This is a genomic window from Nostoc sp. NMS4 (genome assembly GCF_017115095.1).
GTDB lineage: Bacteria > Cyanobacteriota > Cyanobacteriia > Cyanobacteriales > Nostocaceae > Nostoc.
The window spans coordinates 1-22465 of the sequence record NZ_JABXKI010000263.1 but is presented as its reverse complement, the minus strand read 5'-3'; the positions used below and the strand labels follow the sequence as shown (position 1 = coordinate 22465).

The window sequence follows — 22465 nt, the reverse complement described above, 5'->3', positions numbered from 1 at the left end:
ATTACTTTACTCGCAAGCTGGTTTGCACATGGAAATAGTCCGTTAATCACCAAGTTCGCTAGATAAATCAGAAGATTTAATCTCTCTAGATGAATGGAAAATAGTTAAAATATTGACGCGATCGTTATTTACTAAATAAACAATGCGATAACTACCAAAGATAATCTCTCTAATATTATCTTGACTAATTTCTGGCACTATACGTCCTGAATATGGAAAGTTTTCTAAACGTTCTACAGATAAAAATACTCTATTCACAAATACCTGAGCAAAACTTGGTGCATCTCGTGAAATAAAGTCACCTATTGCTTCTAAATCAGCTAAAGCTTGATTTGTCCAGTTTATTTGTGCCATGTCTTAATTTGCTTTTTGGCTTCTTCATGTGACACAATATTACCAGCATCGACTTGTTGTAAACCTTGATTCACTTTATATAAAAAATAAAGACGCTCCATAACTTCTTCAAACGTAACATTCTGTGGCATTTCTTCCACTGCCTTGAGAACTTGATATTTTACAGTAGTATTTGCTGTCATTTCGATTACCTACAAAAAGTAATGTTATCTTGGAGTTTAATGCAGTGATATATTCATTTGCTTCATCCTGCATTTTTACTACCACCATCTTAAAATTTTAGCAATTTTCTAGATGTTATGCCACTTGCATCTTAGTATGTGTTACGGAGTGTTGAGTTTCATTACATCAAACTCAACAAAAATATTCGATAATCGTACTTTATTGCTACTATTATGTGAAAGATATTTACTAAGTGATTTTCATTCCCTAGCTTCAGCCGAATGATTTTAATTCTAGAGGTTTGAAGGAGCGATCGCTGTTATGTTGTGTCCGGTAATGTGGGAATAGTTAATTTGTAAGGTGCGTTACTTCGTTAACGCACCATCTTGATCTGTCTCATCCTTCGTATAGGATTGACTCTAGAGCTTGAAGTTTTACTGCTGTCTCACGAAAGAATTCAATGGATATTGAAGAGTTTTTTAGTCGTTTAGATGCTGGGGAAAATGATTTTTCAGGAGTCGATCTTAGTGGTGCAGTCCTAAGCGAAGTTGACTTGTCTGGCATTAATCTCAGTGGTGCTGATTTGAGTGGGGCGCTCCTCTGTAAAGCTAAGTTAGGGGGTGCTGATTTAAGAGACGCTAATCTGAGCGGTGCTGATTTACGTGGTGCTAATTTGAGAGTTACTCGTATGGAAGGCGTTAATCTTGAAAATGCTAATTTATTGGAAGTTAACTGGCACTGTGCGGAAATGTATGGGGCTTATTTCTACAATACCGTTTTGCCAGATGGTGAACTCGTAACTGAACCAAACACCTATGAATGATTAGTACAAACACACTCAACTTTGGCATCAGAGATTGTGACGAGTTACAAAGTCTTCTACACTTACTGAAATAGGTTTTAACTCTTAACGGCGGCTCCTCATGACTTTCAACGATTCTGAATACATCAGGCAAACTGAAGCCACTCGTGTACGTGTATTAAGCGAAGCACTACCTTATATTCAACAATTCGCCGGTCGCACTGTTGTTGTTAAATATGGTGGCGCAGCGATGAAAGATGGCATACTCAAAGACAAAGTTATCCGCGACATTGTATTCTTATCATGCGTCGGCTTGCGTCCAATTGTAGTCCACGGCGGTGGCCCAGAAATTAACAGTTGGTTAGATAAGCTCGGCATCGAACCACAATTTAAGAATGGTCTGCGGGTCACTGATGCCGCCACAATGGATGTGGTAGAAATGGTTTTAGTTGGTCGAGTTAATAAAGAAATTGTCGCCCTAATTAACCAAGCTGGTGGATTGGCTGTCGGACTTTGTGGTAAAGACGGTAATCTATTTACAGCCCGTCCCCAAGGTCAAGAAGGCATCGGTTTTGTAGGGGAAGTCAGCAACGTTAACATCAAGATTTTGGAAACCCTCGCTAGCAATGGCTATATTCCGGTAGTGTCTAGCGTCGCCGCAGACGAGACGGGGCAAGCTTATAATATTAACGCTGATACTGTAGCTGGAGAAATAGCCGCAGCATTAGGAGCAGAAAAGTTAATTTTACTGACCGACACTAGTGGAATTTTAAAAGATTACAAAGACCCATCTACTTTGATTCCAAAAGTAGATATTCGTGAAGCCCGCGAGTTGATTGCCGGTGGTATAGTTAGCGGTGGGATGATTCCCAAAGTGAGCTGTTGTGTGCGATCGCTTGCTCAAGGAGTCCGTGCAGCACACATCATAGATGGTCGCATTCCTCACGCCCTTTTACTAGAAATCTTTACTGATGTTGGGATTGGGACGATGATTCTCGGTTCGCAGTTTACGTCGTAGACGCAAGGGAGGCTGGGAAAATGATTTGTAACTATAATTTTGGGTAAATTAAAACTCGTTTTTTACTTGTGGACGAGTCTTTAATATTCACCTCCCCTGCTCCCCTGCCCCCCTGCTTCCTACCGAGGATAGGTAATAATAACCCGCGATCGCCCACCGCTAAATGGTGTACGATGCCATGAATTATTGATAATCACCGGATTAACTAGGGTTGAGTCTCTAATTGTCGGATTAATCAGGGTGGAATTTCTCTCGTTCTGCCTGAACTGGGGATAGGAATAATCGCGGTAATGATTGCGTTGTGGTATTAGTCCTGTTGTTGGGTCTACAGGCATAGGTGTGGGAATCGGACTACCATAAATAAAGGAACCGACAGAAGGCGACGATCGCCTGACTCCATAACCACTATCAATCCCGAACGCGCGCTGGGCGGAAACTGGAGCAATGCTTACACCCATGACTGCTAAAGTCACACCTGCTAAGAGCCAATTCAGTTGCGAATGCTTGATTTTCAACATAATTTTGCTCACCTGCATAAGATACCGGAATTTTTAATCAGAAAATAGTCGCAGCTACTTACTTAAAATTTTAGAAGTTTATCCACTTTCAGATTGCCAGCTTTTGAAAAGATTCCAAAAAGATTGCTGGCATTGGCAAAATGAAAACAGTGCTAATTTTTGTATAAGACGTGAGTACAGAAAGTTTAGAAATTGCTAAAACCCGCTACCAGACGGGGAAAGTTGCCTTTGAGAATGGGCAATACCGTGAAGCCGTAGAAAATTTAGAAAAGGCCAGCGCTCTGTTAGCTCGTAATTCTCGTTTTGGGGGCGAAGTAGAAATTCATCTAGTGACAGCTTATGAAGCGGCTGGACGCACGGATGATGCGATCGCTCTTTGCGAAAGACTAAAACGCCATGCCCATTTTGAAATTAGCAAACAAGCGCGGCAGATGCTTTATATCTTAAAAGCACCAAAGCTGAAAAGACCCAGCGAATGGATGACCGAAATCCCTGATTTAGGTACATTAGCCGATAATGAACTCAAAATTTCTGTACCTGCTAAGTCTACTAAATCTTTTGGGGAGCAAAAGCCTAAACCTCCTGAGCCAGAATTAGTTGACCTCACTCAGGTCAATACCAGAGATAATCGCTTTATCTGGGTAGCGCTCATTGCTATCGGTTTAACCATCTCGTACTTGGTTTGGTTGAGTTTTTCAGGAACCCCTGGCTGATAACAATTTTGGATTTTAGATTTTAGATTAAAGAATCTTTTGGTTCATGCTTTACCCCCAAAGGTTGAGGCATAAACCAAAATTCCAAATTTAAAATCTTTAATCCTCATCCCTTTGTCAGTCGGATCAATCCAAAATCCCAAATTTAAAATCCAAAATATGTTGACTTTTGGGGAGATTTATGATTTCAAATTCTTCAATTTTCGGAAAGATTTTGTTGTGGTTAGTCAGACCATTTAGTTTTGTATTTACACTGAATGCTCGAAATCGGATGAACCGAGTTTTTCCCATGCGGAATCCTATTCTGTGGCTAGTGCTGTTAACATCTCTGTTATTGACTGGCTGTGTTAAATACGATGTGGGGCTTAACTTTGATAATTCAAATAGTGGCGAATTAGTACAGCATATTAAGTTGGGAGAACGGCTAACTAGTTTTAGTGGCGATTCTGTATACGAATGGTTGAATAGCATAGAACGCCGCGCCCGTCAACTTGAGGGTAAAGCCCAGCGAGTTTCCCAAGAAGAAATCATCGTCACAATTCCTTTTAGCAATGGTAGGGAATTGCAAGAGAAGTTCAACGAATTCTTTAACTCCCATACGAATCAACCCTCTGAGTCTGTGCAGAGCCAATCTGACTCAGAACTGCCGAAAATTGAATCAAACGTCCTCTTGGAGGAGAATAATTTTTTACTTTTAGTCCGAAATCGGTTAATTTATGATTTGGATTTGCGATCGCTTTCTCTAATTGCTAGCAAAGGTAATGTCCTGGCGAATGCTGGTTCAATTCTCGACTTGGAATTTAGCTTGAAAACTCCTTGGGGAGCCAAAAATATTCAACTAACTGAAACTGCAATTGAGCCAGAAAAAAATGGCAATCAATTAGTGTGGAAACTCCAGCCTGGTGAACTAAACCACATAGAAGCTGTTTTCTGGCTTCCTAGTCCCCTTGGTATTGGTGGGTTGTTAATTATCCTGTTTGTTTCGGGAGGATTGTACTTGAGATATAATTTCATGCCAGATCCGAGAATTCAGTTTCCTCCCAAAGCAGCAGCGATTCAGGAACAGTAGACTATTTATCTGTTAAATATTGTTAGCGAAGCCGATGCATTGTCCATCGGCTTTTTTACACTTTCCCCAGCTTTTTGTAAAAATGAGTCATAGCGAATTAGCCAAAGAAATTGTTCGTGTTTCCTATTTGAAAGGTGAGTTTCGGTTACGTTCAGGTGAGGTATCTGACCATTACTTTGATAAATATCAGTTTGAATCTAATCCTTTGTTACTAAAGCGGTTAGCTAAAGAAATGGTAAAAAAGATTAAACATTCCTATTGCTATGTTCACCTTGTTCACTGCCATACCAGCGTTCAGCAAGTGCATTGAGTTGATTAAGGATTTCAATGAGTTCCTGACCACGTTCTGTAAGACCGTAAGTTACTTGGGGTGGTACAGTTGGTTCATACTGACGATAAATAATCTCTGCGGACTCAAGCATCCTGAGTCTTTCCGTTAGAACTTTGGTAGAAATACCATCGACTAAGTGCCTCAATACACCAAAGCGAGCCGGGCCACTATTACACAACACCCACAGTATATACATTGTCCAAGGCCCTGATAGTAAGGACATCAGAATACTAACTGGGCAAGCATCAGGATTTTTAGAGACAGACATCAATAAGTTCGCCAAAATTTTCCAACAGTTACTTTATGGTAACTACTTTACTTTAGTAACTACTTACTTTTAGTATCTAATATAATGCTTTGAAATTTAGACTCAAAAAAAGTCAAAGCAGTAAATCCTAGTTAATCAGGAGATATTTGGTGGTAAACATTCTACATATTGATTCCAGCCCCCGTGGTGAACGATCGCACTCCAGAGAATTATCTAAGGAATTCGTCAGTGGTTGGAGGGCAGCGCATCCTGAAGATGCGATCGTTTATCGAGATTTAGGGCATTACCCAGTTCCTCACGTTGATGAAACTTGGATTGCGGCAGCCTTTTCACCACCAGAAACCCATACCCCAGAATTAACTGAGGCACTGAGGATTTCTGACCAACTGATTGATGAATTTTTGGCAGCCGATCGCTACGTCTTTGGAGTGCCAATGTATAACTTCAATATACCCTCCACTTTCAAAGCTTACATCGACCAAATTGTTCGCGCTAACCGGACTTTTGCTGTAGATGCTCAAGGCTTTAGAGGGTTAGTCGAGGGTAAAAAGGCGGTTATCATCACAGCACGTGGCGGTGACTTTAGTCCGACATCTCCTGCCGCTCCCTATGACTTCCAAGAACCCTACTTGCGGACAATTTTCGGCTTTATTGGGCTTACAGACATTCAATTTATTAACGCTAATAGCTTGAATGCGGGAGATGCCCGTACCCAATCTTTATTAGAAGCACGGGCAGCAATTCAAGATGCGATCGCTCAGTGGTAATATCAATTCGTAATGACGCGACGCTCGAATACTCGCTACCGCTTCGCTATCGATGACTCGCTAACGCTACGCTAACGTAATTCGTAATGACGCGACGCTCGTTCGCTCTTAGCGTCTCCCCTTGGGAGAAGACTCGCTACCGCTCCGCTATCGCGGACTCGCTACCGCTACGCTAACGTAATTATGTTTTTGTGACGGACATTAGCGAGTCCGCTTACCCCTACTAGACAATCAAGCTACAGGGAGCGTTTCGTAGAAAGCGTTATTACGAATTACGAATTACGAACTACGAATTATTTAAGGTGACAACCGCTCAATTTTCCAAGTGCCATTATCTAAACGACTATAGAGCAAGCGATCGTGCAGACGGCTAGAGCGTCCTTGCCAAAACTCAATTTCTGTGGGGATCACTCGTAAGCCTCCCCAATGAGGCGGTCGAAGAATCTCCTGATTTTCATATTTGTTTTGGAACTCCTGCAAACGTCGCTCTAAGACTTCTCGGCTTTCTATCACCTCGCTTTGATTAGATACCCACGCACCCAGGCGACTATTGGCAGGGCGACTGTGAAAATACTGGTCAGACTCAGTTTCGGAAACTTTCTCCACATAACCCGAAATTCTGACTTGACGTTCTAGTTCTGCCCACCAAAAGACTAAAGCCGCTTGGGGGTTTTCTGCTAATTCTTGTCCTTTGTGACTGTTGTAGTTGGTAAAGCAGGTAAAACCCCGTTCATCAAAATCCTTAAGCAGCACCATTCTGGCTGAAGGCTTACCGTCTGGTGTGGCGGTGGCAATAGTCATGGCATTGGGTTCTGGGAGTTGTGCTGCTAGTGCCTGATTGAACCATTTTTTAAATTGGATAAAAGGATTGAGTTCTACTTCGAGTTCGCTCAAACCTTCCAAGGTATAGTCTTTGCGAAGGCCAGCTACAGTTTTATCCATCGTGATTTGTTTCCTTGCTATCAGATACGCTTATATATATCTTTGTCAAAAATATCTATGATGATAATCAGTGCCATGAAGAATTTTACAAATTCTCTGAAGAAATATCTAAAATAGGTTGCGTCAGATGCGCCGTTCGGCTTCCCTTCAACGCCTGTTAATTTATGGTCTGAGCGGTCCGATTATCGCTCTCAATGTCTGGTTGCTGTCTGTGCTTTTTCGCTATTTCCAGCATCCTATTACTGTCTTGAGCGTTGCGACGATTCTGGCTTTTCTCCTAAATTACCCAGTTAAGTTTTTTGAACGTGCTAGGATCACCCGCACTCAGGCGGTGATCATAGTTTTACTGGCAACATTAACCCTGCTTGGGATTTTGGGCGTAACTCTAGTACCGTTGATCATTGACCAAACAATCCAACTGTTAAATAAGATCCCTGATTGGCTAGGCGCTAGTCAAGCCAACCTAGAGCAGTTTGAGATGCTGGCAAAACAACGACGTTTGCCAATCGATCTGAGGGTTGTGAGCAGTCAAATCAATGCCAACATTCAGAATGTGGTGCAACAGCTAGCTTCTGGTGCAGTGGGATTTGCTGGAACACTGCTGTCAGGATTATTTGACGTAGTGTTAGTTATCGTGCTTGCATTTTATATGCTTTTATATGGCGATCGCGTCTGGTATGGTCTAATCAATCTTTTGCCCTCTAATATTGGAGAACCCCTCACTACATCCTTACGCCTAAATTTCCAGAACTTCTTTCTTAGCCAGTTGTTACTAGGATTGTTCATGGTGCTAACCCTGACACCAATTTTCTTAGTGATGAAAGTACCCTTTGCCCTGTTGTTTGCCATATTAATCGGTATTTCAGAACTTATTCCCTTTATTGGGGCATCTCTGGGTATTGGTTTGGTGACAATTTTAGTACTGTTGCAAAATTGGTGGTTAGCAGTTCAAGTTGCGATCGCAGCGATTCTCATGCAGCAGCTTAAAGATAACTTGTTAGCTCCCAGGTTACTCGGCAATTTTATCGGACTAAATCCCATCTGGATTTTTGTGGCTATTTTGATGGGATTTGAGATTGCTGGTTTATTAGGGACACTTGTTGCTGTTCCTATTGCTGGTACTATCAAAGGCACTTTCGATGCTATTAAGAGCGGCAAGCCCAGCAATTTTGTCTCAACTGTCACTATTGCCCATGACTCACCCCCTGATTAAGGGGGCAGGGGGCAGGGGGAGACAAGGGAGACAAGCAGGGTGGATTAATTGTGCAGAGAGAAAATTTGGAATCCCCGTAACCCCGTCAGCGTGCTAACAGGGTAACTGGATTTATGAACACAATAATGGGGGTTTTAATTTTTCTCTCTAGACAATTAATCCACCCTGGGGAGACAAGGGAGACAAGGGAGACAAGGGGACAAGGAGATAAACAAAACTCCTAACTCCTAACTCTTAACTCAGCACTCAGCACTCCTAACGCACTCCTAACAGTTGCACAATCTAATCTCACAATTCACAATGGTGATTGATTACAAATTTCAGAGGATACTGCCAGCAGCAATTTCTGAATAAAAGAAGCGCAAGCGAATGTATAGAGTATACACTTTGTCAATAGTCAATTAGCTTAGTGTTGAATTTAAGTTTCTTGATTCTCATTAATTAACTTAGAACCTGTTGATGGAAGCTTCCGAGCTGTTAGAAACAATCACATTTTTGATTTACCAAGCCGAGCAGGGGGAAATTGATCCTTGGGATGTCCAAGTGATTGAGGTGATCGATCGCTATTTAGAACTGATGGCACCGGGGGCAATAACAAGAGGCTATGAAGCGGACTTGTCTCAATCTGGACAGGCATTTTTATCAGCCTCAATGCTGGTATTATTCAAAGCCAATACCTTGATGCAATTGTCAACAGTCGGAGATTCACAAGATGGTTTAGAAGATGATGCCTTGCTAGAAGGTGAAGACGGTGTATCACATCAGGGTCATCGTCTACCATTAGAACGGCAATTGCGTCGTCGTCCGGCGGCAATGCCGCCACCAAAGCGCCGAGTAACTCTGCAAGAGTTAATTAAGCAATTGCAGATTATGGCTAACCAACTAAAACTGGTAGAAAAAGTCAGCAAACCGATCCGTCCAAGGCGTCAACCTAGCATCCAAAGTATGCGGGAGGCGCTGGAGTTAGCTCACCAGGAAAATCTAACTGAAGTCGCTGGGGAACTGGAGCAGGTGTTGAAATTGTCGGCAAGAGAGCTAAGTTTAGAACAAAATTGGGTAAATTTAGAACAACTTGTAGAATTGTGGACTAAGACAAAGCTTCTCAACCAAAATGGTTCTGGACATGAGTCTAAAGACAGTAACCTAGTTAGCGTTTTCTGGGCATTACTGTTACTCTCGGCTCAATCGAAAGTAGAGCTATTTCAAGAGGAATTCTACCATGAAATTAAAATTCGCTTAATTAGAGATTCAGTTAATATTGGTAAACCTTTTGAGAACCCAATGAACTAAGTCTTTAAAGAAGTCGGAAGTCGGAAGGACGCTCGCGGACTCGCTACCGCTACGCTAACGGAAGTACAGTTTTGTAACGGGGATTTAGACCCTGCCTAACATACTTGCGGCTTGTTAGAAGCCGGGGACAAAAAAGCGCCGAATTTCGTTGACACTCTCCGGCGTGAACGCACGGGGATTCTTCTATCTTGTTAAAAAAATAGGAATTTATTTATGGGGTTTTCCTGCTGCCTTGTCATAGATTTTTGATTCAACCCCAAAATCCGAGTAAATTGAATCCCCAGAGAGTTACTTTTGCGGCTGTGGCTGTTCGCCGGCTGCTGGTTGCTGTACAAGATAGCCAAGCAAGGCAGTAGCTAGTCCGCCGATAGTACCTGCAATTTGATGATTAATTAATCCAGTGCTACCAAGCAAGCTGGAACCGCCAGCGATTAAACCAAAAATAGTAGAAAGTGTATTCAATGTTGACTTAGACATAATATCGATCAAAGTATTGTGTGATTGGTTGATAGTATTCCCAAAAAAAACCGGCTAAAGCTTATTAAAAGGATCTTCTTCTTCCATCTTGCGTAAATCCTGAAATTCCCGGATTTTAAAATTTCCTTGCATTTGCAAGAAATTTTCAATATCTTTCATCGACGTGTACAAGCGATTGGTGCGGTGGTCAACCGTCTGGCTTACTTGGGCAATCAACAGAGTTACAGTATCTTTTCTGTTAACGTAATCTTGAATATGTAAATCTAGCCTTTTATCCAAATCTCTAATTTTTTGAGCATTATCAGCATGTTCTTTCAAGTCCTCTTTTATTTGAGTAATTGAGGTTGAAATATTATTTAGATTATTAACAAGTTTTACTGCTAAAGTTCCGAGTACAGAAATACTTACCAAAATCCCAGTAAACACGCCAACTGATTCTAAAGTTACTGTAATTATTGGGCTTGATGTAGTAGCTATTGTTGATTGTGTAGTAATCATCTAAAGCAAGGCTTCTAATTTTAAAGCCCACTGAGCAAAGTTGTCATTGGGTGTTATTGGCAAATATCTGGATGCCCTGATAATCATAGGTGTCCTGATTAGATATCCTTCATCTAATAAAGGTGCTGGAATAGTAAAATCACGAAGAATTGGTGTATCGTTGACTTTAATGTAGTAAGCAGGTGATGTACTGCCATCGGCATAGTAAAAGCGAAGATAAGCAGCGCTTCTAAATTTCCATTTATTCCAATCATCCAAATTTTGAATAATTGTTGTAACTCGGAAAACTTCTGAAATTACATCATTAGGGAATAACTGCCAGCTATTGCTAACAGTTAATTCCCCAACTAACTGCCAATTAGCCACGAGAAACAACGCGCAGGCTAAAGCCAACGCTTTGAATTGTGCCACTACCACCACCAGTAATGGTGTAAGGATCTCCCTTGAGAGCATCAAGAATAGTAGTTAATTTAGCGCTAGTGCAAAGCAATCCCAATCGGCTGGGCTTGCCTGCCGAAGTTTTGGTGATAGCAGAGACTCGCCGAAGTATCCCTTTTCTTAAAAGTGCCTTGACTGCATATTCAGGTAAATCCTCGTCCCCATCTCCAGCAACGACTATACCCGTTTCTGTCGCAATTGCTCCAGCGTATAGCCCAGCCGGAGCCCGAAAAGCATATTTTACAGTGCCAACAGTTGCAGTAAACTTGTCTAACTTTGCCATTTTATCCTCTAGAAATTTGTCTCATACGTTGATTCAAGGATTTGATTTGACCAGAAGCTCCGTTAGCAATAGAAAAGCTTTTATTCATTGCAGTCTCTAAAACATTTGGAAAAACTAACCTATTGCAAAGCAAGTTTAATGAACGCCTTTTACCGTTTATTGAAACGGTTGCATTGAGGCGAATTAATACACCTGAGTGTAAAAGGTTTTTGACTGAAGCTTCTGGCTTATCTAATTCGTTGTCTGGTGCTGGGTAAATACCAGTCACACCACTACCGATGCTGTAATAAAGCCCAGATGTTGATTTGAAATAGAGCTTATCGAAAGCCGCATCGGTAATAAAATACTTTTGCAGTTTGGGCATAAATTACCCAAGTTGAATTCTTGTCGGGTAGTAAGCCGTTTTGATTTTGAAACTGTTATATGTACTGCCAATCAAAGATGCGCGTGCTTGCATAGCTTTGTCACCCGCAACAATTAAAGTTGCAGTCTTACGCTTGGTATTTCCACCAATATAAGAGACTTTGATTTTGCGGATTAAACCATCTGCGACTGCTCTACCAACCGTTGTAGAAGGAACGCCTGCGGGAGGATCACCCGTGAGTTTAACTACTCCTAAAGCAGTTCCAACTGTAGAATAAACATCGGGCAGAACTAATAAAACTCGATTTTCTCCTGTGCCAACAATATGAGGCACATTCTCAACACCGGCGACTCTTGTAGCCATAAACTAAATTCAAAAATTATGTAGCAATTTAATAATCAATAACTAGCACAGGTCAAATAGGGTTCCGTGACTTGGAAATGTTATACATTTCCCTATGTCCAGGAATATAAAAGTGTTTCTAGGTAATTTACGTAATAAGTGCTGTATTTCTAAAAGTAGTATCTATCAGGAAAACTGGGGATGCAGAACCCCCAAAACTAACATAAGCATAACGGAATCGCAGGTTAGCTACCGGTCTATATGCAGGTTCTTTGTACTGTTTACCCAAGATAGTGTCAGTTTGTGTTGAAGCTTGGGTGCTACTGTCTTTCTCTGGGGTAATAACATTAATCTTGTTGAGGTCAAATGGTCGGTCAACAACGTTGCATAATTTTTGATAAAGGCTAATTGCTTCGCTTTTAGAATTAACTAGCCAGCGTCCGCCTCTAGGAAATCCATTGGCTGGATCTGTGTAACTTACTGCTATTTTTCCAGAAGTGTAAACAAGTCCTTTTTTACCTTCTACAAATTGAGTTTTGATTTCTCTCGCTAACTCAATTAAATTAGCTTTTGTAATGGCTGGTAGGGCTTGCCCAGACTTGCAAGCATAACGAGTTAATCTGCATGATTTTTCGTGATCTAAGCGCTTGCCATTTACTGGGACTGCTTGAGAATCTTGAGAAAAGTAGAGAAATAATTGTGGATGACCTGAAACAGGCAGGGCTGTATCAAAGCTGCTGCCATAAAATATAGCTAAATTCTTTTTGCTATACCCTAACAAGTCAAACAACAAATGATGTCGCAGGCTCATCATTAGCTGATTATCATTGTCTACCATCGTGCAGGCCACTCTTAGCGCACTTCTGGATGAGGCAATATTTGGTTTCCAATCATCGCCAAGGTCTGAAAAATATCGGTTGACTATAGCATTATGTTGCGGGATATATATCTTTTGAAGATGTTCAAAAGGGTCAAAATTATCCGGTAATTTATCATTGGGTGGCTGTGCGGGAGTGATTACCATTCAATTAATCACCTCCATCTAAAATATCTTCAAGCGCTAATTGAAGGAAATTTGTTGAGTCGGCTTTCGCTTGATCTCCTGCTGCCGCTTGTACGATCGGTGTTGGTACTTCTAATCCTGGTTGATAGTGGATAACACTACCATCAGCATTGTGCATCGGATTACCGTTAGCATCCGTGGGATCTTTTTGTCCTATTTCGCGCTTCAAATCGGCAACGCTGTTATCGACGCCGTTTTTCGCTTCTATCAACGCTGCTGGAATTGCTGTTACGAGTGCGATCGCTGCTAGATTGTCGCCTACAAGGTTCATCCGCTGGAAAAACTTGCCCTTTAAATTAGGTTGTGGGTTCATCCACGTGTAAGCGTCTTCAAGCAATACCCCACCTTTGCGAAGTGCGTTACCAATTTTCCCAATGTTACCGCCAACTACTTCCATCCCTGCCGTCAAAACACCACCAAGACCTAATACTTGGTTGTGTATATTGAGTGCTGCTTGGTATATCCTGTTGCACTGATCCCACGTCTGTTGTACTTGCGCTGTAGCCGTTACGCCGATAATGTCATTCAGTACTTCGTGTACTGCTTTCCCCAGTACATTCCCAATACTTATCGGATTACCATCAAGACCTTTTGGTAGAATTGTCGCCAATACCTGATCGATGATCATGAACAACGTTTGACCAAGGTTAGATGACAGTAGCAGCGCATTGTGTACCGTTGTCGCAAAAGTAAGGACTGCTAGTGCTTTTTCTATGTATGTATTTTTGGCAATTGTTTCAATAAATTGTGATAAGCCGCCCGTTACCTGTGCCCCTAGTTTAGTATTAATTACGTTGAGCAGTGCCAAGATTGCAGCATTACTCACTGCTATTACTGCATCATAAATTTGCTTGAGCAGGGCGAGTATTGGCGCTAGCGCTGCCATGATTGGCGTTAAGATTGTGGTTCGTGTCGCTGAGTGTTGAGAAGTGCTATTTAACCTTGTTTGAGTGTGTTGCTGAATTATCAAAGCTCTTAAGCTTGCTGCTTCTGCTGGACTCACGTCTATTCCATTCCTCCCATCTTTACCGGGTAATCCGTCTCTGCCTGCTCTTCCTGGTAATCCGCTAATACCAGGCAATCCGCGCTCCCCTTGCCTGCCAGGTACACCCGGAACTTGAACCACAGTAGTTATTCCGTCTCGCCCTGGTATACCCGGAATGCCTTGCAAGCCTCTCTCACCTTGTCTGCCGGGTATGCCAGGTATACCCTGTAAGCCTCGCAAGCCTTTTACTGTTTGATAAAGTGCGATCGCAGTCAGCGCTGTGGTCAAGGCCACACCTGCCTTGCCCAATGCTTCACCCGCGATACGCTTTGCTTGTTCACCTAGACCTTCAGCTTGCGTGGCTTTTTGATATGCAGTGCTAGCGTTTTGATTAGCGATCGCAGCATTACGAACGGCACCGTCAGCAGTTAATTGAGCTTGTTTTGCAGTACCTAATGCACTTTCTGCAATGCCTTGCGCCCTGGCAGATGTCACCTGCGCGGCACCGGCTTTTAAATTCGCTGCTTCACCAATACCCTTGGCATCAATGGCTATATTCCTTACTTCTGCGATTGAACTTTCGTTGCGTCCGATACGATTTTGTAACCCTAAAAGCTTGCCAAGAATACCGGACACACTAGCACCTAGCGCCTCTAACCCACGCTCAACAGCGTCGATACGACCGCCAAGGGTGTTAAGTGTCGCCAATTGCTCGACAAGTGTTGCAAGAGTACCGATGATTTGAAATATTTCGGCGATACGGCCAGCGAGCCTACCGATACCTTCTAGCGCTTGTTGGCTGATACCCACTGCCGCCGCCGCTTTTACAAGTGCTTGCCCAGCAATGTTTTCAACTTTTGCGATTCCTTCAGCCAAAGCCCCTACCCGCCCTTTCAATCCTTCAACAACACCTTTTAACCCACCTACGGCTGAATTAGCCTCAAGCGCTGTATTTGTTGCGCTAACTGCCTTTGCTGTCGCACCTTGAGCCTCAGTAACGGCTTTTCCGGCTTCTCCGATAGCTCTTGCAGCACTACTCTCTGCCCCTATCGCTTTATCGTAAGCAGCTACAGCCCTCCTCTCTGCCTCGGTTGCAACTCCGCTTGCTACATTAGCTCGAAAAGTCGCTATTTCAGCATCTCTGACAGCTTGAGCCGCTTTTAGATCGGCTACCGTAGCTCGGCTAATAGCGCTAGATGCTGAACTTTCCGCTGACTTCGCTAGACCGATAGCCTCAGATGCCGTGTCAACAGCATTCTGTATTTTTGGCCGTAGTGGTGCAATAAGTCCCGAAGCTATAGCTGTAGCTACACCTTCTGCTATACCGGGAATCTGTGGAATAATTGAAGCTTCAGACCGTGCTACAGATTTCTGTATAATTGCATTTTCATCAATATTTTTTAACCCAGCTAACTTTGCATTGATAAAATCAATTTGCTGTTGCAATTTATTACAGCAATCGCACTTTCCAGCACAATTAAGGGCTGATTGCATACTTCCAATCACGCTGGAGGTACTCATATTTAGCCGCAATTCCTATTTTTTAATTGATTAGATAAACCCTCAATTTGCGCCCAATCAGCATTAGAAACACACTTCCCACTACAACCAGTACCGCAAGCGGTTTCACACTCAGATAGTGATTGATAAATTCCTGGGGTACTGTATACAGTTTTCTTTATGCAAGCGCCGTTGATGCAATCGTATTTATCGGTTGGCGTTGGTGGGGTATATTCGCCACCGGTATCGTTATTAACTATGGATAAATGAACGTTTTTCGCTGGAGAAGTAGAGGTATAGATTGTCGAGCCATCGGCGTTATCGACAATTTTGAAACTGTATCCACCACAAGCAATACCAGTTTCAATTACTACAAGCGAAAAATTCGGGTGTGACTTGTTCCCCAGGTCTGCATAAACGTCGTCCTCTGGATAAGCGAAGCACCCGCCCCCATAACTGCTACCAATTACCTTTAAGCGATAAGTGGTCATTAATAATTATCAGGGTCAATTGTTGATGAAGTGTCTATTTTTGAAAGGGAGACTGTTATTTGGTCTTGCCGATAATTGTCAGTTCCCCTTGTGGTAAAAGATGAAAAACCATCTGCTAGTAATAGACTTTGGTCTGTGTTTGCATCAAAGTTTGATTGAGTGAGGTAAGCTTTTGCTGCAAGTAATAATGCTACAAAATGTCCCTCAGCAGTTGCAGTGCTTGGGGTTGCTAATCCTGCTGCGGTAAGTGCGCTATCAGGAATAAATAAACCCGTGGTAGCTGTAGTCGCTCCACTTGCTAGGCGTGTTGCACCTGTTCCAAAAATTTGAACAATTGTAGGTTCTGCCATAAAAAACGGATTTTTTCTTGAAGTGAATAAATCCGTTGTATTCGTTAATCAAATCCGTGTAAATGTTCCAGTTTTATGTAAAAGTAGCACAATCACTGAGGACGTGAAACTGTTGCAGTGACTAGGATTAACCCAGATTTTACTAATAACTAAAAATAGAAATATTCCAGTTTAACCACTCTCAATGGTTAAACCGGAATAGTTAACAGAAGAGAACAGGTCGAATGAAAAATGATAGAGAAGGTCAAGCAGCTGTTTTAACTAATGCGGATTACTCGAAAATTCGCACGCAGATTCGGAGCCGTAAATACAAGTTGCTTTTTGATTTAGGTTGGTACACAGGTGAGCGGTGGGGTGCTTTGGTAAAGCTGCGAGTGGCTGATGTATATAACGAGGATGGCACACCAAGGGAGTATATCAATTTTCGAGCTAGAACGCGCAAGGCTAAACCGAATACTAAGCGCTCTTCTCAAGATCCAGCCAAACGTAAAAATCGACAAGTGCCAGTACATCCAGTACTTAAGGAGATATTGCTTTCATACAAGCCAGAATCAGATTACCCCTGGTTATTTCCTGGTCGAGAAGGAGTTGAGCCTATTGGCTTGCGGTGGGCAGACGCAATTTTACGCGCTGCGGTTCAGAAAGCTGGATTATCTAGTAAGGGAATTAGCACCCACAGTACCCGCCGGAGTTTCATTACCAATTTGGCAAATAAAGGCATTAGTTTGGCGATGATTAAAAAAATTACTGGACATACTGATTTGAAGGTGCTTTCGGCATACATCGAGGTGAGTGATGACGATGTTAGAAACGCGATCGCAACTCTATGAACCCCAACCTTCTATTCCTCCAAATCGAAATCTTCTTTGACCGCTTGCAGCAAGGCGTTTACGACCATCCCTTGCATTTGGCTATGGCACTGGAGAATCTTAGTAACCAGGCATGGGATGAGGTTGAGCGAATTTATCCGAACTTGTGACAAACTTTCCTTGAGACGGGTAAACTCAAACCGATGGCTATTCACAGCTCGCAAATGCAACACAATTGCGATCGCACTTTATAAGGACGGCGATCGCTTTTCATTGGGCATGGGGCATTGGGCATGGGACGTTAGGGAATGGGGAATTGCAATTTAGACAAAAACGCTGTATCCTGCCTTGACACAGGCATTTCAGGAAGCAGCTATGGAAAAGCCACCGGGGAAGAATAACACCACCTGGCAACCAGCTTGGAACAATGGCAAGACCAGAACTATTCGCGTACCAGTCATACTTGCAGAACAAATTCTAGAATACGCTTACGCTGTTGACTCTGGACTAGTGGTGGATCAACAGATGATTTTACGGCTTATCGACTCTTTCGTAGAAAACAGAATCGCAGAATTTCACCCAAACCAACACGGTCGCACTGGCTCGACCACTAGCCGCCGATGGGATGAACTGCGACGGTTCAGGATTGCGATCGCTTCTGGGATTCACCCCAAGACTCAATTAACTTTTGAATCTCAGTCGGCGACTGTCCGTCACTAATCCAAACTTCTACATCTGCCTTTTTGCGTTTGGCCTTCGTGCTATTCACACTACCCAGGTAAAGCCGATGGATCTTGCGTCCCTGCATCCAACAGTAACGGTAATACCAGTACTTATTAGAGCATCTCTCAACCCAGTATTCCTCGATCCAGTGGGTATCGTGTTGGGGGGCAGATTTTTGAGTATCAGTTAGGACTTGCCCCCCAACACTTTTACACGGAGTCGGAGACTCTGAATTTTGCCCCCCAACACTATGACTGTTTTTGGGGGTTAGTTCATCCCAGAACGGATCGCAAACGTAAACAGGAGTATCTTGCTTAGTAAAAGCTTGTAAATCAAAAAGTGTAGGTTGGTTCATAATCAAACTGGTTATTATGGTCGCTGCTTCCAAGTGGAGGCAGTTTTTTTGTGCAGCTATTCCCTAGTAATCCCTTGGGAGGGTGCTAGGGAACCAAGATTTTAAAGCAAGCAAAAATTCAGATAACTTAAGCGTTTCGTCTTCCCAGTAACAGTTGTGTAAACACTTGATTAACCATCCTTGAGGATTCTTAATTGCTTGATTTCCACCACGTTTGACAAAGTGCTTTAGAGCTAATCGGACATCTGAAATATCAAACTCAAAGAGATGTCGAGTTGTGCGTTTATTTGGGTCAAAGTATATTTCGTACTCAGCACAAGCTGTAAGTATGTCGTGTTGCCTTTCTAACTCTTCAAATTCGGCGGTGGTAGGAGTAATACTATTGCTGCTGCTGTTAACCCCCGGTTCAGCATTAGTATCATTTGAGTGGGGTGAATTGTAACTAGAGTTATGGTTATGTAACTTTTTTTCTCGCACCTTCTTAGGTGGATTTAACCATGAAAGAGGTCTAACAAGTAACTTGGTTATCTTCCAAGAATATTGTTTAATTACTTGTAAAACACGGCATGATACCAGTATTTCAAATATCCTTTTGAGGTAATTGTGAGCATAAGGTTTACCTCTAACCTTTGCCACCCAAGCATTAAATTCTGATAAATCTGGCTCTATCTCACTGGCTATTTCCCCTTGCCTTATTAGCCACTGCCAGAGAGTTTTTGCTGCTGGTGGAATATGGTGTTGGTAACAGTATGCGTCGTGTGCTTCTGTCCACGAAAGTGAATTTTTAGGTGAATTTTCTGGCATAATACTATTAGTGATTTCTCAAGGAGCCACCTAGACCGCTAAATCTACTGGTGGCTTTTTGGTTTTTTTAAGTCTTGTTTGCATTCAAGCGGTGGTCATCTGGGAAAGTGCTGATTGCTAGATAATCAGCGTGGTTACATCCGAATACTCCCCAGAAGTTTAGTCCGTCAAGTTTTGCTAAAGCTTCTCCCACCTCACCAGCTCTCTGTTTTTCACTGTGCCAGCACACGGGCATCAGCCCTTCTCCGTCTTCGGTTACAACATAAGCTATGTAAATTGGTTGTCTTTCCATTGGTTATTAGTCATTAGTCATTAGTCATTGGTCAACCGCGATCGCTAAAAATGAAAATCACATCGAGGACAACCCGATCGCAATGCAGGTTATCGCCGATCGCGCTCTAGGTCATAAATAACTTTCTCTAAGTACCAGTTATCTGATTTACCTGGATTATTTCGCCTCTGCTGTGCCAAAAGTCGTTTAGCTGCTGCCACGTCACCTTTGACCAAGGTTAGTAAATCTGTTTGCAGGTGTCTGTTCCTGGGGTCAGTCTGGTATGAGTGTGATACTCTGCCCCGTGGTTTGCTAGTCAGCTTGGATACAAGGATTTGCCACTCGTGGCGAACGTGTTGGAATACTGCTATTAAGCCGAGTATGCAGTAATAGGCAATCAAAAGGTTGATTACAAGCCTGATTAGAATGTACATAGGAATTGAAAGGTAGATGTTCAATTCCACGATGCGGGAAATTTCCTGGTAGAGACATCGGGAAATCCCGCATTTTTAAACTTCACAGCCTCTTCGCACAAAACAAAACCGCCCTTGCCACAGTCGGCAGGACGGTTTTATTCAGGTTCTTCTGAGGTTTTAAATTGCTGAGACAGATCCTTTAATTCTTGAAGATGGTTTTTTAGCTCGACTGTTCTATTTTCGGACTCCTGTATTAAGTCCTGGGTTTTTAAAATCAGCCGATCAAGGATTCCCCCAATAATTGCTTGTCCACGTTGTTGAGCGAAATTTCGCCCCTGCCTATCATTTCGATAAGTTGAGAGCGACTTACTGATAGCTTCTCCGCCAGTCTGTCCAGTCCCTCTGCTCCTGTCTGAGTCAATGCCACTCCTATTTGTTTCTTGATCTCCCCATGTTCGCGGTGCTTTGATTTCTTGGCCATTTTCAGTGATCATAGTGGGCTTCTTATATAAGATAGCAAGATTTTATATACAAAATATTATATAAGATGCTAGACTTTATTGCATATCTTATATAAGATATAAATTATCAACCCGCTCCCCAACGCCTGACCGTTTGCGTTGTTCCCTGGAGCAAGCACCCGCGCCACTGCTTTTATGCCCCGGCGCGGAAACACCCTTTATCACCTGTGAAGCGATCGCGGTAACAAGTTTGCCGCGCGGTGATATTTTTATGTCTGCACACTTACCCCTTGAAAACAGATGATATTTACAGTCGGACAACTGATAGAAAAGTTAAGGCAATACCCAGAACACTCTCTCATTCTTGTAAACGACGAAGAAGATCGGGAGATTGACATCAAATCAGTCACTTGCTCGCCATTATTTGACCACGTGCTAATCGATATAGTCACGCCCCCAATTAAAACCGCCGAAGAATCAACAGTTGTTTTTGACCCAATCGCTTGCTAATCAAGGAAACAATATGACAACCACAGTTTTAGAACTACTTGCAAACCTGAAACACTACCCTGACCACACCTTGATAACCATCAGGGATGTTGACGATGTGGAATTTGCGATCGTTGACTTCCAATCTGAAGCCAACAATTCAGTGACCATCATCATTGAGGAAAAAGTAGAGTCCGAGGGAGATGAGGGGGAGGGATGATCGTTCGAGAACTCATTAAAGTGCTACAAGCCCATCCAGAGAACGCCCTGGTAATCCTGGAAGATGACCGACAACAATTCTACATCAGAGCCATCGGACCTGTTGAGGACTATGTGTTAATCAAAATTGAGGCTGAAAACGACGAGGAGGAGTAATCACGCCTAATTGAAAAAGCGATCGATACCGTCCGAGGGAGCGATCGCCAAAACAACAAATAATTCGTAATAGCAATCTTACCAATGAGCAAGCCAATCGGACATTTTACTAGTTACAGCTTAAACGACGGCTCCTTACTGGAATCACTCCAGGAGCAGTACGGTAGCACCTTTGAACTGATGACCAAGCGCGAAAAGCTGTTTTTAATTTCTGCGATCGCAATTCAGTTGTGCGACGGGGCCCCCGGTAGATGCCGCGAAGAAATATATGTAGTTGGTCATCAAATCAACAGCTCATTAAACCAAGCGGATCGAGAGGGATTAGTTGAAGCGCTGACTAATCAAGTCCAGTGGGGTCGCAGTCTTTCAGATACGGAGTTACCGCCTATGGGATAATCCGCTCAATTCACTGTGTAGATGATTTTGATAGGGAATACCACCAGCGTAGGCTGGCATTGCTTACGCTGGTGTTTTTTTTGAAAAAATTAGATTTGGATTTTAATTATGACTTACCGAGATGAACTCAGACCGTGGGCAATTTTTGAACGGATGCCCAATGGCCAGAATATCTGCTTTTATCGATTTCGCACCCGAACTGATGCATATGCTTACATGAGCATTCTTCGACAAGGTGGAGGGAAGTTTGAGGTAGTTTTCGATCAAGTGGCGCAAATTGTCACCAAGGATAGCTGAATCAAATTGCGATCGCGCTTTTGGGGTGCGATCGCAATTTAATCGATTCTAACAAGTAAAAAATATCACATTTTGAGCAAATGAAAGTAACAACCATCACTTACCAAAGAGTTCTCAACATGGGCGATTACAATTCGTGCAGATTAGAGAAAACCGCACTAGCTGACGAATTTGAAGACCAAGAAATTGCGACACAGAATCTTATAGAAAGTGTTCTGCGCCAAATCCATGAATCGGCGATACAGAACCAAATTGATAAAGAAATTAGAGGACAGAGGAAGGAACTAGCGGCTCTCAAGGCAGAGTATGCAGAGTTGAGTAAACAGGTTGAACTTCTGAAAGCTGAACAAACTAGCACATTACAAGTTGAAGACGACCGATTTTAGTCGGAGGTGATATGAGCGATCAATTTTTAACTTCTAAAGAAGATTACATGGTTAACTCTCTGGGTTTAGGGCTTGCAGTGCAATACCTTTCTGATTTCTCAGATAAACCCGTGAGTTATTGGCTTACAAAAATCAGCGAACAAGCAAATTCTCAATACGACCAGTTAACCCCTGAACAAATTGATAAAAGTATCCAAGATTATCTGAATAACAAAGAAATTGGAAATGATTCAATTACAAGGTTAGGTCATGACATAAAAATTCGTGAAATTCATAATGCTGTAACTATTTACGGCATGAATGAAGACGGAACTGAAGTAGAAAGACCAATTGCAGAATTTTCTCGACCTCAAGATTGGGGAGATAAAGAACGCTGGCATTATGAATTTTGGTTCTTGCGTTACTTTTATGGAAAATTAATACTAAAGTGCCAGTTTAATAAACT

The 22465-nt window shown here is 42.5% G+C and carries 36 protein-coding genes; 16 read left to right on the top strand and 20 right to left on the bottom strand.

Going from position 1 to position 22465, the window contains the following annotated elements:
• Nucleotides 1-42: 42 nt before the first annotated feature.
• Together HWQ37_RS24385 and HWQ37_RS24380 are read right to left on the bottom strand one after the other, a co-directional pair.
• Nucleotides 43-354 (bottom strand): type II toxin-antitoxin system RelE/ParE family toxin, encoded by a 312-nt coding sequence (locus tag HWQ37_RS24385; protein WP_292752000.1) that lies wholly within the window; start codon nucleotides 352-354, stop codon nucleotides 43-45.
• Nucleotides 342-536, bottom strand: a complete 195-nt coding sequence (locus tag HWQ37_RS24380; protein ID WP_292751997.1) for a hypothetical protein — start codon at nucleotides 534-536, stop codon at nucleotides 342-344. Before HWQ37_RS24380 ends, HWQ37_RS24385 begins: the two co-directional genes overlap by 13 nt.
• A gap of 440 nt (nucleotides 537-976) precedes the next feature.
• Between HWQ37_RS24380 and HWQ37_RS24375 the strand changes: the two genes are divergently transcribed.
• Both HWQ37_RS24375 and argB read left to right on the top strand, forming a co-directional pair.
• Nucleotides 977-1339, top strand: coding sequence for a pentapeptide repeat-containing protein (locus HWQ37_RS24375; protein WP_292751994.1), 363 nt, complete (start codon nucleotides 977-979; stop codon nucleotides 1337-1339).
• 100 nt (nucleotides 1340-1439) lie between these two features.
• Nucleotides 1440-2336: an acetylglutamate kinase gene (argB, locus tag HWQ37_RS24370; protein ID WP_292751991.1), complete on the top strand. Its 897-nt coding sequence runs from the start codon at nucleotides 1440-1442 to the stop codon at nucleotides 2334-2336.
• 119 nt (nucleotides 2337-2455) lie between these two features.
• Here the strand turns inward: argB and HWQ37_RS24365 are convergent, their stop codons facing one another.
• On the bottom strand, nucleotides 2456-2854 hold the full coding sequence (locus tag HWQ37_RS24365) for a hypothetical protein (RefSeq protein ID WP_292751988.1): 399 nt from the start codon (nucleotides 2852-2854) through the stop codon (nucleotides 2456-2458).
• Between the two features lie 170 nt (nucleotides 2855-3024).
• On the opposite strand from HWQ37_RS24365, the gene HWQ37_RS24360 reads away from it, so the two are divergent.
• Together HWQ37_RS24360 and HWQ37_RS24355 are read left to right on the top strand one after the other, a co-directional pair.
• On the top strand, nucleotides 3025-3567 hold the full coding sequence (locus HWQ37_RS24360; protein WP_292751985.1) for a tetratricopeptide repeat protein: 543 nt from the start codon (nucleotides 3025-3027) through the stop codon (nucleotides 3565-3567).
• A 181-nt stretch (nucleotides 3568-3748) separates the two neighbouring features.
• Nucleotides 3749-4636, top strand: a complete 888-nt coding sequence (locus HWQ37_RS24355) for a DUF3153 domain-containing protein (RefSeq protein WP_292751982.1) — start codon at nucleotides 3749-3751, stop codon at nucleotides 4634-4636.
• A 245-nt stretch (nucleotides 4637-4881) separates the two neighbouring features.
• Here the strand turns inward: HWQ37_RS24355 and HWQ37_RS24350 are convergent, their stop codons facing one another.
• Entirely contained in the window at nucleotides 4882-5235 is a 354-nt protein-coding gene (locus HWQ37_RS24350) for a winged helix-turn-helix transcriptional regulator (protein WP_292751980.1), read from the bottom strand.
• A gap of 149 nt (nucleotides 5236-5384) precedes the next feature.
• On the opposite strand from HWQ37_RS24350, the gene HWQ37_RS24345 reads away from it, so the two are divergent.
• On the top strand, nucleotides 5385-6002 hold the full coding sequence (locus HWQ37_RS24345) for an FMN-dependent NADH-azoreductase (RefSeq protein WP_292751977.1): 618 nt from the start codon (nucleotides 5385-5387) through the stop codon (nucleotides 6000-6002).
• Nucleotides 6003-6299: 297 nt separating this feature from the next.
• Here the strand turns inward: HWQ37_RS24345 and pdxH are convergent, their stop codons facing one another.
• Nucleotides 6300-6944 carry a pyridoxamine 5'-phosphate oxidase gene (gene pdxH / locus HWQ37_RS24340; RefSeq protein WP_292751975.1) on the bottom strand — a complete coding sequence of 215 codons (645 nt, stop codon included), beginning with the start codon at nucleotides 6942-6944 and terminating at the stop codon, nucleotides 6300-6302.
• A gap of 127 nt (nucleotides 6945-7071) precedes the next feature.
• Here pdxH and HWQ37_RS24335 point away from each other — a divergent pair, with 127 nt between their 5' ends.
• Both HWQ37_RS24335 and HWQ37_RS24330 read left to right on the top strand, forming a co-directional pair.
• Nucleotides 7072-8157 (top strand): AI-2E family transporter, encoded by a 1086-nt coding sequence (locus tag HWQ37_RS24335; protein WP_292751972.1) that lies wholly within the window; start codon nucleotides 7072-7074, stop codon nucleotides 8155-8157.
• Between the two features lie 459 nt (nucleotides 8158-8616).
• Nucleotides 8617-9447, top strand: coding sequence for a segregation/condensation protein A (locus HWQ37_RS24330; RefSeq protein WP_292751969.1), 831 nt, complete (start codon nucleotides 8617-8619; stop codon nucleotides 9445-9447).
• A gap of 288 nt (nucleotides 9448-9735) precedes the next feature.
• On the opposite strand, the gene HWQ37_RS24325 is transcribed toward HWQ37_RS24330, so the two are convergent.
• From HWQ37_RS24325 to HWQ37_RS24280, 10 genes are all read right to left on the bottom strand, one after another.
• Nucleotides 9736-9924 (bottom strand): hypothetical protein, encoded by a 189-nt coding sequence (locus tag HWQ37_RS24325; RefSeq protein ID WP_292751966.1) that lies wholly within the window; start codon nucleotides 9922-9924, stop codon nucleotides 9736-9738.
• A 54-nt stretch (nucleotides 9925-9978) separates the two neighbouring features.
• Nucleotides 9979-10422, bottom strand: a complete 444-nt coding sequence (locus tag HWQ37_RS24320; protein WP_292751964.1) for a hypothetical protein — start codon at nucleotides 10420-10422, stop codon at nucleotides 9979-9981.
• Nucleotides 10423-10833 carry a hypothetical protein gene (locus HWQ37_RS24315; RefSeq protein ID WP_292751961.1) on the bottom strand — a complete coding sequence of 137 codons (411 nt, stop codon included), beginning with the start codon at nucleotides 10831-10833 and terminating at the stop codon, nucleotides 10423-10425.
• The gene (locus HWQ37_RS24310; protein WP_292751958.1) at nucleotides 10781-11143 is read right to left on the bottom strand and encodes a hypothetical protein; all 363 of its coding nucleotides are present in this window, start codon (nucleotides 11141-11143) and stop codon (nucleotides 10781-10783) included. The genes HWQ37_RS24315 and HWQ37_RS24310 overlap by 53 nt, the downstream gene beginning before the upstream one ends.
• 1 nt (nucleotide 11144) lies before the next feature.
• Nucleotides 11145-11507, bottom strand: a complete 363-nt coding sequence (locus HWQ37_RS24305; protein WP_292751955.1) for a hypothetical protein — start codon at nucleotides 11505-11507, stop codon at nucleotides 11145-11147.
• Nucleotides 11508-11510: 3 nt separating this feature from the next.
• Nucleotides 11511-11870: a hypothetical protein gene (locus HWQ37_RS24300; protein ID WP_292751952.1), complete on the bottom strand. Its 360-nt coding sequence runs from the start codon at nucleotides 11868-11870 to the stop codon at nucleotides 11511-11513.
• 127 nt (nucleotides 11871-11997) lie between these two features.
• Nucleotides 11998-12873 (bottom strand): hypothetical protein, encoded by an 876-nt coding sequence (locus tag HWQ37_RS24295; RefSeq protein ID WP_292751949.1) that lies wholly within the window; start codon nucleotides 12871-12873, stop codon nucleotides 11998-12000.
• A 4-nt stretch (nucleotides 12874-12877) separates the two neighbouring features.
• The gene (locus HWQ37_RS24290) at nucleotides 12878-15418 is read right to left on the bottom strand and encodes a hypothetical protein (protein WP_292751946.1); all 2541 of its coding nucleotides are present in this window, start codon (nucleotides 15416-15418) and stop codon (nucleotides 12878-12880) included.
• Nucleotides 15419-15420: 2 nt separating this feature from the next.
• Nucleotides 15421-15888 carry a hypothetical protein gene (locus HWQ37_RS24285; RefSeq protein ID WP_292751943.1) on the bottom strand — a complete coding sequence of 156 codons (468 nt, stop codon included), beginning with the start codon at nucleotides 15886-15888 and terminating at the stop codon, nucleotides 15421-15423.
• A complete protein-coding gene (locus tag HWQ37_RS24280) occupies nucleotides 15888-16238 on the bottom strand; it encodes a hypothetical protein (RefSeq protein WP_292751940.1) in 351 nt (116 codons plus the stop codon). Before HWQ37_RS24280 ends, HWQ37_RS24285 begins: the two co-directional genes overlap by 1 nt.
• Before the next feature lie 224 nt (nucleotides 16239-16462).
• On the opposite strand from HWQ37_RS24280, the gene HWQ37_RS24275 reads away from it, so the two are divergent.
• The 3 genes from HWQ37_RS24275 to HWQ37_RS24265 all read left to right on the top strand — a co-directional run bounded on the left by HWQ37_RS24275 (nucleotide 16463) and on the right by HWQ37_RS24265 (nucleotide 17767).
• Nucleotides 16463-17068 (top strand): tyrosine-type recombinase/integrase, encoded by a 606-nt coding sequence (locus HWQ37_RS24275; protein WP_292751937.1) that lies wholly within the window; start codon nucleotides 16463-16465, stop codon nucleotides 17066-17068.
• Nucleotides 17065-17217, top strand: a complete 153-nt coding sequence (locus HWQ37_RS24270) for a hypothetical protein (protein ID WP_292751935.1) — start codon at nucleotides 17065-17067, stop codon at nucleotides 17215-17217. The genes HWQ37_RS24275 and HWQ37_RS24270 overlap by 4 nt, the downstream gene beginning before the upstream one ends.
• 178 nt (nucleotides 17218-17395) lie before the next feature.
• Nucleotides 17396-17767 (top strand): hypothetical protein, encoded by a 372-nt coding sequence (locus HWQ37_RS24265; protein ID WP_292751932.1) that lies wholly within the window; start codon nucleotides 17396-17398, stop codon nucleotides 17765-17767.
• Here HWQ37_RS24265 and HWQ37_RS24260 read toward each other — a convergent pair.
• From HWQ37_RS24260 to HWQ37_RS24240, 5 genes are all read right to left on the bottom strand, one after another.
• Nucleotides 17688-18125, bottom strand: coding sequence for a DUF4102 domain-containing protein (locus tag HWQ37_RS24260; protein WP_292751929.1), 438 nt, complete (start codon nucleotides 18123-18125; stop codon nucleotides 17688-17690). The two genes, HWQ37_RS24265 and HWQ37_RS24260, sit on opposite strands and share 80 nt — an antisense overlap.
• 63 nt (nucleotides 18126-18188) lie before the next feature.
• On the bottom strand, nucleotides 18189-18929 hold the full coding sequence (locus HWQ37_RS24255) for a hypothetical protein (RefSeq protein ID WP_292751926.1): 741 nt from the start codon (nucleotides 18927-18929) through the stop codon (nucleotides 18189-18191).
• A gap of 67 nt (nucleotides 18930-18996) precedes the next feature.
• Complete coding sequence (locus tag HWQ37_RS24250; RefSeq protein ID WP_292751923.1) at nucleotides 18997-19221, bottom strand: hypothetical protein; 225 nt, start codon at nucleotides 19219-19221, stop codon at nucleotides 18997-18999.
• 89 nt (nucleotides 19222-19310) lie between these two features.
• On the bottom strand, nucleotides 19311-19634 hold the full coding sequence (locus tag HWQ37_RS24245; protein WP_292751920.1) for a hypothetical protein: 324 nt from the start codon (nucleotides 19632-19634) through the stop codon (nucleotides 19311-19313).
• A 137-nt stretch (nucleotides 19635-19771) separates the two neighbouring features.
• Nucleotides 19772-20110, bottom strand: a complete 339-nt coding sequence (locus HWQ37_RS24240) for a hypothetical protein (RefSeq protein ID WP_292751918.1) — start codon at nucleotides 20108-20110, stop codon at nucleotides 19772-19774.
• A 267-nt stretch (nucleotides 20111-20377) separates the two neighbouring features.
• Here HWQ37_RS24240 and HWQ37_RS24235 point away from each other — a divergent pair, with 267 nt between their 5' ends.
• From HWQ37_RS24235 to HWQ37_RS24210, 6 genes are all read left to right on the top strand, one after another.
• Nucleotides 20378-20587, top strand: a complete 210-nt coding sequence (locus HWQ37_RS24235; RefSeq protein ID WP_292751915.1) for a hypothetical protein — start codon at nucleotides 20378-20380, stop codon at nucleotides 20585-20587.
• A 13-nt stretch (nucleotides 20588-20600) separates the two neighbouring features.
• The gene (locus HWQ37_RS24230; RefSeq protein WP_292751911.1) at nucleotides 20601-20786 is read left to right on the top strand and encodes a hypothetical protein; all 186 of its coding nucleotides are present in this window, start codon (nucleotides 20601-20603) and stop codon (nucleotides 20784-20786) included.
• 239 nt (nucleotides 20787-21025) lie between these two features.
• Nucleotides 21026-21337 (top strand): hypothetical protein, encoded by a 312-nt coding sequence (locus HWQ37_RS24225; RefSeq protein ID WP_292751908.1) that lies wholly within the window; start codon nucleotides 21026-21028, stop codon nucleotides 21335-21337.
• Between the two features lie 108 nt (nucleotides 21338-21445).
• Nucleotides 21446-21634, top strand: a complete 189-nt coding sequence (locus HWQ37_RS24220) for a hypothetical protein (protein WP_292751906.1) — start codon at nucleotides 21446-21448, stop codon at nucleotides 21632-21634.
• Between the two features lie 80 nt (nucleotides 21635-21714).
• Nucleotides 21715-22020, top strand: coding sequence for a hypothetical protein (locus HWQ37_RS24215; protein WP_292751904.1), 306 nt, complete (start codon nucleotides 21715-21717; stop codon nucleotides 22018-22020).
• An 11-nt stretch (nucleotides 22021-22031) separates the two neighbouring features.
• A partial coding sequence (locus HWQ37_RS24210; protein WP_292751901.1) for a hypothetical protein occupies nucleotides 22032-22465 on the top strand: 434 nt, incomplete at its 3' end.

What these genes read in the sequence shown, in the direction of transcription:
- HWQ37_RS24385 (WP_292752000.1), bottom strand. Translation starts at nt 354, where the DNA reads ATGGCACAAATAAACTGGACAAATCAAGCTTTAGCTGATTTAGAAGCA.
- HWQ37_RS24380 (WP_292751997.1), bottom strand. Translation starts at nt 536, where the DNA reads ATGACAGCAAATACTACTGTAAAATATCAAGTTCTCAAGGCAGTGGAA.
- HWQ37_RS24375 (WP_292751994.1), top strand. Translation starts at nt 977, where the DNA reads ATGGATATTGAAGAGTTTTTTAGTCGTTTAGATGCTGGGGAAAATGAT.
- argB (WP_292751991.1), top strand. Translation starts at nt 1,440, where the DNA reads ATGACTTTCAACGATTCTGAATACATCAGGCAAACTGAAGCCACTCGT.
- HWQ37_RS24365 (WP_292751988.1), bottom strand. Translation starts at nt 2,854, where the DNA reads ATGTTGAAAATCAAGCATTCGCAACTGAATTGGCTCTTAGCAGGTGTG.
- HWQ37_RS24355 (WP_292751982.1), top strand. Translation starts at nt 3,749, where the DNA reads ATGATTTCAAATTCTTCAATTTTCGGAAAGATTTTGTTGTGGTTAGTC.
- HWQ37_RS24350 (WP_292751980.1), bottom strand. Translation starts at nt 5,235, where the DNA reads ATGTCTGTCTCTAAAAATCCTGATGCTTGCCCAGTTAGTATTCTGATG.
- pdxH (WP_292751975.1), bottom strand. Translation starts at nt 6,944, where the DNA reads ATGGATAAAACTGTAGCTGGCCTTCGCAAAGACTATACCTTGGAAGGT.
- HWQ37_RS24335 (WP_292751972.1), top strand. Translation starts at nt 7,072, where the DNA reads ATGCGCCGTTCGGCTTCCCTTCAACGCCTGTTAATTTATGGTCTGAGC.
- HWQ37_RS24330 (WP_292751969.1), top strand. Translation starts at nt 8,617, where the DNA reads ATGGAAGCTTCCGAGCTGTTAGAAACAATCACATTTTTGATTTACCAA.
- HWQ37_RS24325 (WP_292751966.1), bottom strand. Translation starts at nt 9,924, where the DNA reads ATGTCTAAGTCAACATTGAATACACTTTCTACTATTTTTGGTTTAATC.
- HWQ37_RS24320 (WP_292751964.1), bottom strand. Translation starts at nt 10,422, where the DNA reads ATGATTACTACACAATCAACAATAGCTACTACATCAAGCCCAATAATT.
- HWQ37_RS24310 (WP_292751958.1), bottom strand. Translation starts at nt 11,143, where the DNA reads ATGGCAAAGTTAGACAAGTTTACTGCAACTGTTGGCACTGTAAAATAT.
- HWQ37_RS24305 (WP_292751955.1), bottom strand. Translation starts at nt 11,507, where the DNA reads ATGCCCAAACTGCAAAAGTATTTTATTACCGATGCGGCTTTCGATAAG.
- HWQ37_RS24300 (WP_292751952.1), bottom strand. Translation starts at nt 11,870, where the DNA reads ATGGCTACAAGAGTCGCCGGTGTTGAGAATGTGCCTCATATTGTTGGC.
- HWQ37_RS24295 (WP_292751949.1), bottom strand. Translation starts at nt 12,873, where the DNA reads ATGGTAATCACTCCCGCACAGCCACCCAATGATAAATTACCGGATAAT.
- HWQ37_RS24290 (WP_292751946.1), bottom strand. Translation starts at nt 15,418, where the DNA reads ATGAGTACCTCCAGCGTGATTGGAAGTATGCAATCAGCCCTTAATTGT.
- HWQ37_RS24285 (WP_292751943.1), bottom strand. Translation starts at nt 15,888, where the DNA reads ATGACCACTTATCGCTTAAAGGTAATTGGTAGCAGTTATGGGGGCGGG.
- HWQ37_RS24280 (WP_292751940.1), bottom strand. Translation starts at nt 16,238, where the DNA reads ATGGCAGAACCTACAATTGTTCAAATTTTTGGAACAGGTGCAACACGC.
- HWQ37_RS24275 (WP_292751937.1), top strand. Translation starts at nt 16,463, where the DNA reads ATGAAAAATGATAGAGAAGGTCAAGCAGCTGTTTTAACTAATGCGGAT.
- HWQ37_RS24270 (WP_292751935.1), top strand. Translation starts at nt 17,065, where the DNA reads ATGAACCCCAACCTTCTATTCCTCCAAATCGAAATCTTCTTTGACCGC.
- HWQ37_RS24260 (WP_292751929.1), bottom strand. Translation starts at nt 18,125, where the DNA reads ATGAACCAACCTACACTTTTTGATTTACAAGCTTTTACTAAGCAAGAT.
- HWQ37_RS24255 (WP_292751926.1), bottom strand. Translation starts at nt 18,929, where the DNA reads ATGCCAGAAAATTCACCTAAAAATTCACTTTCGTGGACAGAAGCACAC.
- HWQ37_RS24250 (WP_292751923.1), bottom strand. Translation starts at nt 19,221, where the DNA reads ATGGAAAGACAACCAATTTACATAGCTTATGTTGTAACCGAAGACGGA.
- HWQ37_RS24245 (WP_292751920.1), bottom strand. Translation starts at nt 19,634, where the DNA reads ATGTACATTCTAATCAGGCTTGTAATCAACCTTTTGATTGCCTATTAC.
- HWQ37_RS24240 (WP_292751918.1), bottom strand. Translation starts at nt 20,110, where the DNA reads ATGATCACTGAAAATGGCCAAGAAATCAAAGCACCGCGAACATGGGGA.
- HWQ37_RS24235 (WP_292751915.1), top strand. Translation starts at nt 20,378, where the DNA reads ATGATATTTACAGTCGGACAACTGATAGAAAAGTTAAGGCAATACCCA.
- HWQ37_RS24230 (WP_292751911.1), top strand. Translation starts at nt 20,601, where the DNA reads ATGACAACCACAGTTTTAGAACTACTTGCAAACCTGAAACACTACCCT.
- HWQ37_RS24225 (WP_292751908.1), top strand. Translation starts at nt 21,026, where the DNA reads ATGAGCAAGCCAATCGGACATTTTACTAGTTACAGCTTAAACGACGGC.
- HWQ37_RS24220 (WP_292751906.1), top strand. Translation starts at nt 21,446, where the DNA reads ATGACTTACCGAGATGAACTCAGACCGTGGGCAATTTTTGAACGGATG.
- HWQ37_RS24215 (WP_292751904.1), top strand. Translation starts at nt 21,715, where the DNA reads ATGAAAGTAACAACCATCACTTACCAAAGAGTTCTCAACATGGGCGAT.